The following is a 15418-nucleotide window of genomic DNA, read 5'->3' on the forward strand; positions in this document are numbered from 1 at the left end:
AAACATACCATGGGCCGAGATCTACGGGAATCCTCAGACGAGGTTTCCACACAGTCTGCCTGATTTTCGCAACAGCAGGACGGCCCATCCTTTTGTAACCGTCGATGCTGATCGGCGCGGCTTGTCAGCACTACATGCCATCCGTCTAAGTGTCGTAAAACACCTGTTTTTCGCACAATGGTGATTACGACCGGGTTTTCCACATATCGGGCCGATGAATGGCGACAGTGAGAGGAAAGCGGACCGGCAGCTTTCGGGAAGACAGGTGGCGTTAGCGGACGCTGCCTGACGGCGCTGGGAAGCGCTTACGAAGGAAGAATGTCTTCTGACCTACGGGACAGTCGTCTAAGGTTCCGAATACGTCGAAGCCTAACTTCTCGTAGAACCTGCGAGCGTGAAACTCTGAAGTATTAAGCCACACTCCGACGCAGTCGTTGCGCGGCAATCTCCTCAGCCCGTTCCATAAGGGTCTTACCATAGTTTCTGCCCCAATATTTTTCTGGAACGGCGAGAAGCGTAGATGCACCGAAGTCGATGCATCGCTTCACCTCGCGTAATGCAAGCGTTTAGGCGATAACCGGGTGAGTGAGCGTTGGGTCCATCTTTCGTCCTGCTCGACTTGACAGTTGGAATGTGTCCGCACGTCCCGCCTTTCCAAGTCGCCATATAGTCCAGACTACTCCCGTCAAAAAAGTGGGCTGGCCGCAAGCGACCAGCCCATCAGGCGGGGGAGACGATGTAAAACCTCAGAAGCGTCCGCGGATACCGACCAAAACCGTTCGGCCAGGGTTGTATTCGTTAAAGGTCGCATCTGGGAACTGGAAGTAGGAACTTTGTGGTTGCTTGGCGATATTGATCACGTTGACGACGACGGTCGGCAGATAGTCGTTTCCGAGGATTTTGCCGAGATCGATGTTACCCGAGAAGTCGAGCTGTGCGTAGTCGCGACCGATGATGGCTGCCGCGGGCAGGCCATTCTGGTTTAGACCGGACTGCACCGAACCCTCGTTATAGGTGTAGGTCAGGCGGGCGGACAGGCCGTTGCCCTCGTAATAGCCGGTCAGCGTATAGGTGGTGGGCGCGACGCCGAGCGCTACCGCGGGAGCACCGGTGCCTTCGCCCTTCTGATCGATCATTGTCAGGTTGCCTTGGAAACCGAAGCCTTCGACGCCGACGAAGCGCGTCAGGAAATCGAGCGGCTGGGTGACCTGGAACTCAATTCCGTTCACCTTCAGCTTGCCGTCGGAGTTGACCTGCTGCTGAATCTGGATCGGCGCCTGCTCCGGGGCAATTCCCGATGGGCCCGCGCGGTCGATCAGCGCCTGCTGCTGCGCCTGGGTGAGTGTAGCAAAGGTGATGCCGAACGGCTCAAGCGTACTGAAGGGGACGGTAGTGAGACCGTTGACCGTGAAGCCGGTAATGGATTTGCGGAACGCGGCAAACGCGATCACGCCCTCGCCCCCGGTATAATATTCGAACCCGAGATCGATATTGTCCGAGATATATGGGTTCAATGCGTTATTGCCGAGCGTCCCGACATCGGCCGAGGGCGAGGTGAAGGACGCGCCGGGCAGCAGCTGGTTCGGATCCGGCCGCGTCATGGTGCGCGATACCGATGCGCGGGCAACGGCTTTCCGGCCGAAGTTATACGCTACGCTCGCCGAAGGGAGGAAGTTGGAATAGAGCCGATCTGTCTGCGTGAAGTTGACCAGCGTGGGGTAGCACGAGCCGTCGAGCGCAAAGGTCGGGCTGAAGCCAGGGCAAGTGACGCCGCCGCGGACGTTCCGAGGATCGGGAATGGTCGTGCGACCGCCGACCTGCTGCAACGTCCGAACATAGCGAACTCCGCCGTTCAGCCGGACGGTATCCCCGTTGTCGCCGACATCAAAATTGCCGTTCATTTCAACGAAGGTACCCGTCACCTTCTCGCGGATCAGGCCGCCATTGGCGCCGCTGCTGCCCGAACCCGTCTCTGTTGCTCCGGCAAGCAAGCCGTCATAGTTGGTTGCAGCCTTGAACTTGTCCCAATCGACCGTGATGTAGCCGTTGCTGCCCGGCAGCAAATAGCCCGGCAGTGCGGCAGTCGGCACGATCGAACCCCCGTAGATGAGCGGTGCCCCACCCGCACTGAAGCCGGTGCCGTAGCCGCCATACGTCGGATAGCCTGGCGGCGCCGCGGTGCCGGGCTGGTTTGCGCCGTCGCACAACGGCTGACGGTTGGGTCCCGGCAGTACGACACTAGGGTTGTTGCCGCAGACAGCAGCCTGCCATGGGTTGGTGTTGTCGAACGGTGTGATCCGACGCGACGTATCGTCATAGGCGGCGCCGACGCGGACGCTGAAACGCTCGGCATCGCCAAACAACAGGCTGCCGCGGATGCCCTTGGTTTCGGTGGAACGCTCCTCGCCGTTAAGGTTCAGACGCCCGCCGCCGGCCCAGCCGAACGAGGCTGGGTTATTCAGGTCAATATTGCTTTGAATGTCCGGGATGCCGCCGTTGTTGGTGTAGTTCACTGTCACGCCGCTGTTCGGTGGGGTGATGACCAGGACTGTCGGGCTTTCGCGCCTGAACTTGCTCTTAGTGTAGTTGACCTGGAGGTGGCCCTTGATCGAATCGTTCAGGGTGAACTCGGCGCCTGGGTTTACGACCCAGTAGTCCTGACGATCACGATACGGGCGGTATTCCAGGAAGAACTGAGAATTTGCATAGGTGCCGCCGGTGACTGTGCAACCGACCGTACAGTCGGGTTTGTCATAGGTCGTGTTGAGGGGGATTGCAGCGCCGTTGCGTACCGCCCACGCCATCGACGTGCGCGTAAAGTCGGTCTTGCGGTTGGCGTACATGCCATCGATGTAGAAGTGGAACGCGTCGCTCGGCCGCCATTCCAGCGAAACGAGGCCGTTGTAGCGCGTCCGTTCGCCGACCTCGGTCCGCGGGCGGCCCAAGCGGGGAAGCAGGCCATTGTCGATCTGATCGATCGTGGCACCAGGATTCTGCGCAAGCAAGAATGCCTGATTGATTGGCGCGCCCGTAACCAGCCCGTTACCGGCGTTTATCGGGACGGTACCTGGAATGGTAAAGTTGCCACCGCCAGTCGCATTCGCTCCGCTGCCGGTGCGCTGTGACGCGGTCAGGTTCGGGTTGGTCCAGCCAACGGTCTCAAACCCATCAACCTGGAACCGGTTCTTAACGGCGGCACCGCCGATCAGCAGACCGAAATCGCCAGAGGTGGCGCTGGCAAGCGCGTAGCCGCGATACCCCCATTTATCGGCGAGGCTGACTTTCGACCCCTGCAGCCCGTAGCTGACATAGGACTTGGGATTGTCGAACGGGCGCGCCGACCGCAGGTTAACGGTGCCGGCGGCCCCGCCTTCGACCTGGCTAGCGGTCGGCGACTTGCTGACCGTCAGCTGTGTGAACAACTCGGTGGGGATGAGATCGAGATCAACCTCGCGGTTGGTAGACTGCGCGTCGAACCGGACCGATGCAATTGCAACGGGGGCGCCGTTCAGCAGGACGCGTGTAAAGTTCGTGCCGAGGCCACGGATCGCGACGTTAGATCCTTCGCCTGTGACTTCACGGCTGATGGTGACGCCGGGGATGCGGTTTACCGATTCCGCGATGTTCGTGTCGGGGAACTTGCCAATGTCCTCGGCGAAGATCGTATCGGTGAAGCCGATCGAGTTGCGTTTGGCGTTCGTCTGGCTTTTCAACGAAGCGCGGTAGCCGGTCACGACGATGTCTGCGTTGCCAGTGGCGGACGGGTCGGCGGGAGCTTGCGCCGATCCGTCGATAGCGGTCGGCGATGTCTGATCAGCACCGTCCTGCGTGGTAGCTGCCGGGCTGTCGGCGCTGGCCGAAGATGATGCAGTGGGAGCGGGTGGGGCGGCCGGAGCGGTCCCGGTCTGCGCGAGCGCTGGCCAGGCCGTTGAGGCCATCAGCAGGGCCGAAATGGTGCCAAACCGGCGCAGGTGAATTAATGAGCTCATCTGTAACCCTCCCCCAGACGCGGTTGTTCTTTGACGCCGCCGTCCTTACCGAGGTTGGTAGCGATACCTTGGCTGACCAGTCAAGATTATTTGTCGGTCCAATCCGTTTTATTACACCGACAAAATATGGGTTGCGGCGTGCGGGTTGATCTTACCGGTACGATTTCTTTCGTGACAATCAGGCGCGTTATGGGTTCACCCGTGTTGGCCGGCCAGATTACGGCGTCGAAATAGGTCGGCGGGCGATTGCCGGCCAACGGTGAAAAAGGTAGAAAATGATCGCGCAGGAAAAACTGTATCGACGCATTAGCGACGCGATTCTTGCGCGGCTCGCCACTGGCGAGTTTCCAGTTGGTAGCCGGCTCCCGACCGAACGAAAACTTGCCGACGCTTATGGCGTCAGCCGCGCGTCGGTGCGCGAGGCAGTCGTTGCCCTAGAGATGGTTGGTGTTCTCGAACTGCGCAAAGGCTCGGGGATCTATGTCGTATCGCTCGGCACAGATGAAGAGGTTGAAACACTGGATATTGGTGCATTCGAACTGTTGGAGGCGCGTCGTGGCATTGAATCCGAGGTTGCCGCCCTAGCCGCGGTACGGCGGAGTGATCACGATCTCGATGAATTGAAGCGGTTGATTGCAGTCATGCGCGATCCAGACGTTTCCATCAGTGAACAGGCCGACCGTGATTTTCATTTTACACTTGCTGGAGCGACCGGGAACCGCGCGATGACGAGCGTCGTGACCGACCTGTGGGCGATGCGTGAGCGCTGCCTCTTGGCCCGAACGATCCATCAACGCGCTCGTGGTGGCGGCGAGGATCGCCGTGCGGCCGAGCATGATGCCGTATTCGCCGCGGTAGAAGCTCGGGATGCGGACGCTGCGCGTGCCGCGATGCGCGTTCATCTGGAGGCCGTGATCGAGCACCTCCTCGTCATGACCGAAAGCGAAGAGTTCGAGGCCGTTCGACGTCGGATCGCTAGTCAACGATCGCATATCTTTGGGAGAGATGCGCTGGTCGGCGAGGCACGTTAGACCTGTTCGCGTCGCGACGTCCGACCATACCTCAGTTCGAAAACATTTGCTCATGCCGCCAGAATGACGCAATTGGTCTGACAAATGCTAGGCGAGGGCAGATAAATGGGCATGTTTCGAAGCGCTCGTGCAACAACGCAAACCCGATGGCTCATCGGCGTTGGTTTGCCGGCGGTGCGATTTGCCAGCATCACAGCGATCGCGATCGCCGCGGTGTCTCCGACGCAGGCCCAGCGCGCGCGCGTCTCGATCAACGACGGTTGGAAGTTTCACCGCGGTGATCCCGCCAGCGCATCGGAGGACCTGCGCTACGAAGTGCTGCCCGAACTCAAGCTGCGTCCGGATGGCGCCGATTTCGATGCCGGCGTCATGGACGATTCCGACACAGCGGTGCGCAAGGGTATCTTGCGTTCCTACATCCTGCCGAGCGGCAACGCCTTCATTCGGGATCCCGCACGGCGTCACGTGCGCCCGGCGGGCAATCCCGGGGGGACCGTTGATTATGTGAAAACTGGCTTTGACGATGCCGCGTGGCAGTCGGTGACGTTGCCGCACGACTGGGCCATCGCCGGCCCTTTTATTGCCAAAGGCCCTTATGGCGGGATGGGACGTCTGCCCAGCTGGGGCCCCGGCTGGTATCGGCGGACGCTCACCATCCCGCTGGCAGATCGCGGTCGATCCGTGTTCCTCGATGTCGACGGCGCCATGTCCTATGCGACGGTGTGGCTGAACGGCAAGCTGGTGGGCGGTTGGCCCTATGGCTATAATTCGTGGCGGCTCGACCTGACGCCGTACATCGTGCCCGGTGGCAAAAACCAGCTCGCGATCCGCCTGGACAATCCGATGGAATCGTCGCGCTGGTATCCCGGTGGCGGCATCTATCGGAACGTGTGGCTGACCACCGCCGACCCGGTGCACGTCGCGCAATGGGGTACGAAGGTTACGACGTCCGACGTGTCTGCAGAAAAGGCGCAGGTGGCGCTCGCGCTGACCGTCGAGAACTTGGCGAACGCCGGCGCCACCATTGTAGCCGATACCGCTATCTACGCGATCGACGCGGCCGACAGGCGCCTCGGCGGCGCGGTGGCCCGCATCGCGCCTGCCACCATCTCGCTCACGTCCGGCGGAACCGCCAGCGCCAGCGGGACGACGACGATCCTAAATCCTCGACTCTGGGGTCCGCCGCCCACGCAAAGGCCGAACCGCTATATCGCATTCACGACCCTGCGGCGCGCGGGGCGCGTGATCGACACCTACGAAACTCGCTTCGGCGTGCGTGCGCTGACCTTCGACCCCGCCCGCGGGGTGATCGTCAACGGCGAGCATGTAATGTTGAACGGCGTCAACCAGCATCATGATCTCGGTGCGCTGGGGGCGGCATGGAACGACCGCGGGGCCAAGCGTCAGCTCGATATGCTGGCAGACATGGGAGTCAACGCGATCCGCATGGCGCACAATCCGCCTGCACCCGAACTGCTCGACATGACCGATCGCATGGGCTTTCTCGTCATGGACGAGGTGTTCGACGTATGGGAGCGTCGCAAGACCCCGTTCGACACGCATCTGATATTCAAGGACTGGCACGAACCCGATCTGCGCGCGATGATGCGTCGCGACTTCAACCATCCGTCCGTGATCATGTGGAGCATCGGCAATGAGGTCGGTGAGCAATATGGCGGCCGCGGTGCGGCCGTCGCGCGTGAGGTGATGGCGATTGCGAAGCAGGAGGACAGTTCCCGCCCGGTGATGGGGTCGATGAACGTCGCTGCGCCGGGGTCGGACTTCGCCAGCGTGTTTGACGCCATCGCGCTGAACTACCAGGGGGCGGGCGTGCGTACCAAGCTGCCGACCTTTGCAGGGTTTCGCGCGAAGCATCCGGACAAGATCATCTTCAGCTCGGAAAGTGCGGCTGCTTACAGTAGCCGAGGCGAGTATCAGTTCCCGGTCCCCGGCGGCATCAGCAACCCGGTCCGCCCCGGTGTAGGCGGCGACGAGGCCACGCATCAGGTCAGCGCCTATGAACTGTTCGCCGCTGACTTCGGCGGGTCGGCCGATCGCACTTGGGCCGCGCAGGATCAGAACCCAACAGTCGCAGGCGAATTCGTCTGGACCGGGTTCGACTATCTGGGTGAACCCGCGCCATATTACAGTTCGCGCAGTTCCTACTTTGGAATTATTGATCTGGCCGGTTTTCCGAAAGACCGCTTTTGGTTGTACAAAGCGCGCTGGCGGCCGGACGTGAAGTTCGTGCATTTGTTACCGCACTGGAATTTCGCGGGTCGCGAGGGGCAGGTGACCCCGGTCCATGCCTTCACGTCCGCCGACGAGGCCGAGCTGTTCGTCAACGGAAAGTCGCAGGGCCGCCAGAAACGTGCGCCATTCGCCTACCGATTCCGGTGGGACTATGTCCGGTACGAGCCGGGCGAGATCAAGGTCTTAACCTGGAAGGACGGCAAACCCTGGGCAGATGAAACGGTGCGGACAACTGGCGCACCGCTTCGTATATCCGCCGTCGCGGATCGTACGTCGATCGTCAACGACGGCAAGGATCTGGCCTGGGTCAGCGTTGCGCTGAACGATACCAGCGGCAGTTTCGTGCCCCGCGACAAACGCGCGATCCGTTTTACGATCGACGGGCCAGGCGAGATCGTTGCGACGGATAACGGTGACCCTACCGACTTCGTCGCCTTCCCTTCGACAACCCGAAAACTGTTCAACGGCCGCGCCATCGCGATCGTGCGCGCGCTTCCCGGCAAGCGCGGGCCAATCCGAGTACGTGTGACAGCCGACGGGCTGCCGGATGCAACCGTGCAAATAGGATCCCAGAGCAAATGAGTTGGCGTCTCTTGAAAAAGGCAGGAGCGCCAGATCTGCAGACATTGACGCCCGCTGTTCGTTATCTGGTAAGTCCTCGCTACTCTAACATTCATCGGGTTTTTGCATGCCCCTCAAGCCAATCCGCCTAGCGCCCTATTTTCTAATTGAGATGCCTAAATATCTCATGGTCTTACACTAGGTGCTACGGTAAAGATCTCGTTTTGACTCAATATGTTTACGAGCGGTATCTATCGCTTTAGACTCCATTTCGTCTAAGATAAGGTCTATGATAACTGTATAAGCGTTCCTCATTTCTATACGTGCATTGTCTGGATTACCGCTTCGAAGGGGGTCGACGATTTCATTGTAATATGCAAAGTCCTTGTCGTTGGCCAGTATGCGTAACGTGCTGGTGAACATTTCGATTTGGGAATCGTAGGGACGAATGTTCCATAGTGTAGCAATAGCACTCGTAACAGCGACGTTTCCGCTCGCTTCAGCGATGCTTTGGTGAAATCGTCTATGAGCGTGTTTGAAACCAACAACATCATCAGCCTCGTGAAAGTTTCGAATATCGTCGATATGATCGGTGATACTCTTCAACTGCACAGCGCTTAGTTGGGCCGCGGCTAGGGCGCTTGCTTCTGATTCCATGACTCGTCGCGCCTGAAGAATCTCAAGAAGGTCAACTTCTATATTGAATGCATTTTCAAGGCGTGGGTGCTTTGATATTACGTAGACGCCGGAGCCCGGACGAATAGATACAACTCCTTCAACTTCTAAGGCGATCAACGCCTCGCGCATTGTTGGGCGTGAAACGTCGTAGTGAACCGTAAGTTCGCGGTCGGGGGGTAGTCGTGCACCGATCACAAATTCACCGGTTGCGATCCGCTCTTTCAGCAGTGTAGAAATGCGAGCATAGCTTCGAAGGGTTGAGCGCTCTGGTTTCATTCGTAATCTTACCCCGTTAATCATATAGCGACAAGCTCGACTCAGGATTATGGACGAAGATGGTCTGGCGCTGTCATCGAAATCACGGGTCGAACTTCCTAATAGACATGTAGGATACTGGTAACGGCAAAATGAAGCGCTTAGTTTAATGCCTGATATTGGCGTATCCGGTATGCCCGCTCCAGTCCCGAAAACGGCTAGCCAGTTTCCAGGAGACTTGGTGGCGCTCATCCAAGTTAAAGCTCGTGATATGGTGGATTACAGAAGGTCTGCTTCGGGTAATGCGAGGCCCTTAGCGCCTACGGAAGAGCAAGACGGAACCGCCGATCCAGCAACCGATAATCAGCACCAATAACGCGCTACTTATCGACAGGATCAAGCGAACGCCATCCCGCGCTGCGGATGGGTGAGAAGACTGGGCTAGTACCCCGAACATCCCTATCGCCACGAGAGACCCAACGACGAGCAATGCTACCCCAAACCCGCGCATCATCTTAATCTTGCGTTGCTCATCATCGAGCATGCCTTACTTAACGATCGTCCGCAATTGGGTAGCGTGCTGGCGGCCGGGAATGGCGAGAAATGGGCGAAACGGCGCGGCCGCGTTTGAGCGGCGACTGCCCCCGCACAATGTCGCAAAACACATCAGACCGTCCGAAAACTGCCTGATGGATTCCCGCCGGGTTTCGTATCCGGTATGATCGGGCATGGGCTACATCGAACGTCAATCGCGCGATCAAATGCTGCTGCTGCCAGCCTCGGTCGATGACTATGTGGCGGCAGACAACGCGGTGCGTTTCATCGCGGCCTTCGTCGACGATCTGGATCTGGGGGAACTTGGCTTTGACCGCTTTCGGCCAAAGGCGACGGGCCGACCCGGCTACGATCCCGCGGATCTGCTGAAGCTTTACCTCTATGGCTATCTCAATAGGGTCCGCTCAAGCCGATGCCTGGCGGCGGAAGCCGGGCGCAATCTCGAAGTGATCTGGCTGCTGGGCGGCCTGCGTCCCGACTTTCGCACGATCGCGGATTTTCGGCGCGTGAACCGGCCAGCATTCAAGCCGCTGTTTCGCGCCTTCGTGCTGCTGTGCCGCAAGCTCGATCTGTTCGGGCGGGAACTGGTTGCCGTGGACGGCACGCGCCTCAAGGCGGTGAACAGCCGCAAGCGCAACTTCACGCAGCAAAAGCTGGCCGGATGGATCAAGCTGGCCGACGAGCGGATCGAAGAGTATTTGGGACGGCTTGATCGGGCCGACCGCGCGGAAATCGAGGCGCAAGGCGCGGCGCGCCGTGCGGCCACGCTCGAGGCGAAGCTCGCGCGGGTGCGAACACGGCGTGAGCTGCACCAGGCGATGCTCACCGAACTTTTCGCCAGCGGTGAGAGCCAGCTGTCACTTACCGACCCTGATGCCCGGGGGATGGCGATGCACCCCAAGGTCGGGGTGGGCTACAACGCACAGGTCGCGGTCGATGCCCGATACAAGCTGATCGTCGAGCAGAACGTCACCAATTCGGGCAGCGACCTTGGATTCCTGGCCCAGACAGCCGGTGCCGCGCGTGAGGTGCTGGGCGTCGAACGTATCGATGCAGTCGCTGACAAGGGCTACTACAAGGGCGAGGACATCGCTGCCTGCGAGGATATCGGCGTCGTGCCCTATGTCGCGCGGCCGCAGCGCGGCTCGGCGGTTGCAAGCGGCTATTTCAACAGAACCGAGTTTCGCTACGACCCGGAGGCCGACTGTTACGTCTGCCCGAGTGGTGATCGCCTTGATCCTTATACCCGCACCCGCAAGGACGAGCATATCGCCATCCGCTATACCAATATGCGGGCCTGCCAAACCTGCTCCCTAAAGCCGCAATGCACTTCGGGCTCCCGGCGAACTATTGATCGCTGGGAAAACGAGGCTGTGCTTGAACGCATGGCCGAACGACTTGTCGCGAGGCCCGATATTCTCGACAAGCGACGCGAGACGGTCAAGCACCCGTTTGGATCAATCAAACAGTGGATGAACCAGGGTGCGTTCCTCATGCGCGGGCTCGCCAACGTCAACGCCGAGTTTAGCCTGACGGCGCTCGCCTACAACCTGCGGCGAGCCATCAACATCCTCGGCATTCCCGCCCTGCTCCGCGCCGTGCAGGCCTGAAAAGGCCGGACATCCATTTCTCAAGAGAATATCGCGCTGACGATGCCCAATGTGAGGGATTTGGCCCGCCGACGAGCGATCCAATCCAGAAATTCTGCCTCGAGCGCCCTCCAGGGCAGCGCGCGCCTAACGGCATGGCCATCCCGGAGTTCTCGGACGGTCTGACATGTTTTTCGACAGGGTCCAGCTGCAAAGGCAGCAGAGATTATGCGTACGTGGTATGGCTCGTACTCTACCCTTCCCACAATTTTACAAGATACCCTGTCGGAATGAGAAAGCGTGCGACAACCTCACCGAGAGGGTTTTTCGTCAGGTGAGCGGCGACGCCTTTACGGTATGCGTTCCAGACCGGCACCGTTGCTTGCTTTCAAGCTTGCTGAGTCGATTTCTGAAATTTGCGAATGGCCGTTCACCAGAAGCCCAACAGTCACGACCGCCTCATCGAAAGACGGCTTCGTCCCACTTCTCGCCACCCATGCGGCCCCGTCGGCGACGACATGCCTACATGAACAAACGGCCGAAGTTGGGAAGGCCGGAAGAGCCTGCTAATGTCTGCTTGTGTGAAGGAAATCGGGCACCGGCAGGTGTACGATATCCTCCAAAGCAGGAAGCCGCGGGCCGCGGATGCTGGCCTATGGGGTTTTCGGTTTTCGCCCTGGTTTGAGGCGCGTGCAACAGCTGCCCGGGCGGGCATCTGTGGGCTGGAAGAAGGCCGTCTGGCGCTGGGTTTGGCTTGGATTCTGGCTTCGACGAAGGCGTGAGATGTTGGTCGGCACGCGGAGCGGCATCGTCGACGCGAGCGTCATTATGGCCGGAAGCGCACAGGCTGCGTGGCGGAATGCAGGTGAACCATGCCGGGTCATGGCGCGGTGGTCCCGGTCGGGTCGGTGGCATGCGGCGGTGCGCGGGGCTGGCGCCAGCGTTCGAAGGTCTCGATGATGAGCATGCGTCCGCCACAGCATGGGCACGGCGGGCGGGCATCGTCGGGTTCGACCGGCGCGACATCGGCCACGGGCGGGACAATACCGAGCAGTTGGCGGGCGTGTTCGAGGTGAGCCTTGCGGGTGGCGCCAGCGAGCAGGCCGTAATGGCGGATGCGGTGGAAGCCCTTCGGGAGAACGTGGATCAGGAGGCGCCGGATGAACTCGTCAGCGGCCAGCGTCATCAGCTGCTGCCGGTCGGCGACATCGTTGCGGTAATTCTTGTAGCGTGATGTCACCCCGGTCTCGTCGAAGCGGACGAGGCGGCTTTTCGAGATGGCGACCCGGTGGGTGTAGCGCGACAGATAGGCGAGCACCGCCTGCGGTCCCGCGAACGGCGGTTTGGCATAGACGACACAGGTCTTTTTGCGGACCGGGGACAGGTGTCGCAGGAAGGCGCGGCGGTCGGCGAGTGCCGCAAGACTACCGAAGAAGCCGAGCCGTCCCGCCTCGTACAGCGCCATCAGCCGGGTCAGGAACAGGCGGCGGAACAGCTTGCCGAGCACGCGCACCGGCAGCAGGAACGCGGGGCGTGACGACACCCAGCGGCTGCCGTCCGGCGACAGTCCACCGCCCGGTACAATCATATGGATGTGGGGGTGGTGGGTCATCGCCGACCCCCAGGTGTGAAGGACCGCGGTGATGCCGATGCGGGCGCCGAGATGCTTCGGGTCAGCGGCGATGGTCGTCATCGTCTCGGACGCCGCCTGGAACAGCAGGCCGTAGACTGCAGCCTTGTTCTGGTAGGCGATGTCGGCGACCTCGGCCGGCAGGGTGAAGACGACGTGGAAATAGCCGACCGGAAGCAGGTCGGCCTCGCGCTCGGCAAGCCATGCGTGCGCGGCCGCACCCTGGCACCGGGGACAATGCCGGTTGCGACAGGAGTTATAGGCGACCCGCCAGTGTCCGCAGTCGGTGCATGCCTCGGTGTGGCCGCCGAGCGCAGCGGTGCGGCAATGTTCGACTGCCGACATGACCTTGAGCTGGTCGAGGCTCAGATGCCCGGCGTGGGCAGTCCGGTATGCAGGACCGGCAGCACGGAAGATGTCGGCGACCTCGAGCGAGGTGCGCATCGCGCGCTCACCCGGCGGGTGGCTTGCCCTCCATCAGCGCCATCAACCGGTCAAGCGGACCGGTCACGGCATGGATCGTGCGCGTGGCGACCTTGGTATAGAGCGCGGTCGTTTCGAGCTTGCTGTGCCCGAGCAGCACCTGGATGACGCGGATGTCGACGTCCTGCTCGAGCAGGTGGGTGGCGAAACTGTGCCGCAGCGTGTGCGGGCTGACGCGCTTGCGGATCCCGGCCGCCTCGGCAGCCTCATGAACGGCGCGGTGGAGCTGTCTGGTTGAGATCGGATCGGTGTAGCTGCGCCCCGGGAACAGCCAGCCGTGCGGCAACAGGACACTGCGCCGCTTGCCCTCGCGCCACCAGAGCCGGAGCAGTTCAAGCAGTTGCGGCGACAGCATCGCGTTACGGTCCTTGCGGCCCTTGCCCTCCTCGATGCGGATCAGCATGCGCTTGCTCTCGATGTCGTCGGCTCTGAGGTGTGCGACCTCCGACACCCGCAATCCGGCGCCGTACGCGACGCCCAGCGCGGCGCGGTACTTGATGCCCGGTGCCGCCTCGAGCAGCCGCCCTACCTCCTCGACGCTCAGCACGTCGGGCAGCTTGCGGGGACGAGGCGCGAGGACCAGCCTGCGCGACAGGTCGGGCCGGTCGAGCGTCACGCCAAACAGGAACCGCAGCGCCGATACCGTGGCGCCGATGACGGCCTCTCCGACACCGTGCTCGCGCTGGTGAAGCTGGAAGCGCCGTACGTCCTCGGCAGTCGCGGTCTCCGGCGAGCGTCGCAGGAACGCCGCGAAGGCGCGAACGTGGCGGACATAGTCGTGCTGGGTACGCGACCGCATTGAGCGCATCGCCATGTCGTCGAGCATCCGCTGGCGCAGCGGCGTAACGGACTGTTCGGTGGGTAGAGTCGCCATGGAGAGTTCCTCTCGTTGAAGGAACTCCATCGTCTCCCGCCGCTGCCGCAGAACCAAACCTCAGCGCCGCTGCGCTAGGCGTGGGGGCAATGACCGTCCCTCGCACAACTTCTTCCCTTCGCTGGCACTTGATGGTCCCGATGGCGCTTGTCGGCTTCGCCGCTTGCACGGTTAGCGTGTACGCTGAAGGACCTGTGCCGCCAGAGGCCAGTCGGGTCGTTGCGATCACCTTTGATGATCTCCCCTATGCCAGCGATAGATCAACCGCCTCCCCCGACGCCGCTATCGCAGCACAGCGCCAAATCGTCAGCGCGCTGCAGCGCGCTCGCGTTCCCGCAACCGGCTTCGTCAACGAGGACAAGGTGCAGGCCCTTGCACCTGCCGGTCCTCGCCTGCTTACCGAATGGAACAAGGGCCTCTTGGCCCTCGGCAATCACGGCTACAGCCATTTCGACAGCAACGACCTCGACGTTGCGGGGATCGAAAAGGAGGTCATGAAGGGGGAAGCAACCATCCGACCAATGACGGCATCGAGCGACCGATCCATCCCGTTCTTTCGCTTCCCCTACAACCACGTTGGCGACACTGAATCCAAGCGGATGGCAATCGAAAAGCTTCTCGCCAGTCACGGCTACAAATTGGCCGCATCGACGATCGACACGTCCGATTACCTGTTTAACAGTGCCTACGAACGCGCCGTCACCGAGCGCAATAAGGCCATGATGCAGCGGATCGAGCGGGCTTATCTCGATCATAGCCGCGTCCAGATTGCCTATTACGGCGAGCTGAGCCGCAAGGTTCTCGGCCGCGATGTGCCGGCGATTATGCTGCTGCACGCCAATCGACTGAATGCCGCGACGATCAAGCCGCTCCTCGGCCTGTTCCGGTCAGCCGGCTACGGGTTCGTTTCCCTTGCTCAAGCGCAAACCGATCCAGCCTATTCGGCCATGCCTACGGTTGCGACGAAGTTCGGTCCCATGTGGGCGTATCGATGGGCGCGGGAACGTCTGATAAAAGTTGACGGGCGGCGAGAGCAGGAGCCGCCCGCCTGGGTCAGCGCATACGCCGGTGAAACATCGTGAGTGCGTCTTTCCGCCTTCCCGCAAGGATCGAACTACGGGAAGGGAATGAAGATCTAAGACCGAGCGTATTTCGCGGTTTGGCTCGGCGCACCGTTTGCCATCCAGGTAACGCCCATGATTGCCAAGCCAAACGAGAGGCCCCAGATTCCGTAATATAGATACGGCGAAAGATCAGACTTCATCCCCGGTAACATGATCACGGGCATGATCGCAGGAAACATGGCGACCGGTAGATACCGCTCTCGGCCATTCTTATGCATCTTCAGCTCCCTCTTTCCTGTTTCGCGATAGCTTATGTGACGACGCAACCGGCAGTTGTCGAGGTTCCTGTTTTTCTCGCAATGGATGCTATTTCGGGAATGTCAGCAATGCTGTTCGTGGCTAGGTGTTTGATCCCACGGTTTGATGGTGCGATCCTTTCGTTGGAATGGAAGGAAG

At 60.7% G+C, this 15418-nt stretch carries 10 protein-coding genes; 5 read left to right on the top strand and 5 right to left on the bottom strand.

Annotated elements, in window-relative coordinates; translation table 11 throughout:
• On the top strand, nt 1-184 hold a 184-nt coding region (locus tag IFS44_RS21980), incomplete at its 5' end, for a hypothetical protein (protein WP_206757892.1).
• A 226-nt stretch (nt 185-410) separates the two neighbouring features.
• Here the strand turns inward: IFS44_RS21980 and IFS44_RS22855 are convergent.
• Together IFS44_RS22855 and IFS44_RS20930 are read right to left on the bottom strand one after the other, a co-directional pair.
• The gene (locus IFS44_RS22855) at nt 411-548 is read right to left on the bottom strand and encodes a GNAT family N-acetyltransferase (RefSeq protein WP_320466677.1); all 138 of its coding nucleotides are present in this window, start codon (nt 546-548) and stop codon (nt 411-413) included.
• Between the two features lie 198 nt (nt 549-746).
• A complete protein-coding gene (locus tag IFS44_RS20930) occupies nt 747-3989 on the bottom strand; it encodes a TonB-dependent receptor (RefSeq protein ID WP_244650494.1) in 3243 nt (1080 codons plus the stop codon).
• A 275-nt stretch (nt 3990-4264) separates the two neighbouring features.
• Here IFS44_RS20930 and IFS44_RS20935 point away from each other — a divergent pair, with 275 nt between their 5' ends.
• Nucleotides 4265-5020, top strand: coding sequence for a FadR/GntR family transcriptional regulator (locus IFS44_RS20935; RefSeq protein WP_197977996.1), 756 nt, complete (start codon nt 4265-4267; stop codon nt 5018-5020).
• A 105-nt stretch (nt 5021-5125) separates the two neighbouring features.
• Nucleotides 5126-7855, top strand: a complete 2730-nt coding sequence (gene galB / locus IFS44_RS20940; RefSeq protein WP_244650495.1) for a beta-galactosidase GalB — start codon at nt 5126-5128, stop codon at nt 7853-7855.
• Nucleotides 7856-8032: 177 nt separating this feature from the next.
• Here galB and IFS44_RS20945 read toward each other — a convergent pair whose 3' ends face one another.
• A complete protein-coding gene (locus tag IFS44_RS20945; RefSeq protein WP_192099969.1) occupies nt 8033-8788 on the bottom strand; it encodes a FadR/GntR family transcriptional regulator in 756 nt (251 codons plus the stop codon).
• A gap of 707 nt (nt 8789-9495) precedes the next feature.
• On the opposite strand from IFS44_RS20945, the gene IFS44_RS20950 reads away from it, so the two are divergent.
• Nucleotides 9496-10932 carry an IS1182 family transposase gene (locus tag IFS44_RS20950; RefSeq protein WP_192099971.1) on the top strand — a complete coding sequence of 479 codons (1437 nt, stop codon included), beginning with the start codon at nt 9496-9498 and terminating at the stop codon, nt 10930-10932.
• An 859-nt stretch (nt 10933-11791) separates the two neighbouring features.
• On the opposite strand, the gene IFS44_RS20955 is transcribed toward IFS44_RS20950, so the two are convergent.
• Entirely contained in the window at nt 11792-12985 is a 1194-nt protein-coding gene (locus IFS44_RS20955) for an IS91 family transposase (protein ID WP_192099973.1), read from the bottom strand.
• Nucleotides 12986-12992: 7 nt separating this feature from the next.
• Nucleotides 12993-13898 carry a tyrosine-type recombinase/integrase gene (locus IFS44_RS20960; protein ID WP_192099974.1) on the bottom strand — a complete coding sequence of 302 codons (906 nt, stop codon included), beginning with the start codon at nt 13896-13898 and terminating at the stop codon, nt 12993-12995.
• 140 nt (nt 13899-14038) lie between these two features.
• On the opposite strand from IFS44_RS20960, the gene IFS44_RS20965 reads away from it, so the two are divergent.
• Complete coding sequence (locus IFS44_RS20965; protein ID WP_192003789.1) at nt 14039-14980, top strand: polysaccharide deacetylase family protein; 942 nt, start codon at nt 14039-14041, stop codon at nt 14978-14980.
• Nucleotides 14981-15418 lie beyond the last annotated feature (438 nt).

The sequence above is a fragment of the Sphingomonas sp. CFBP 13706 genome (genome assembly GCF_014842355.1).
Taxonomy (GTDB): Bacteria; Pseudomonadota; Alphaproteobacteria; order Sphingomonadales; family Sphingomonadaceae; genus Sphingomonas; species Sphingomonas aerolata.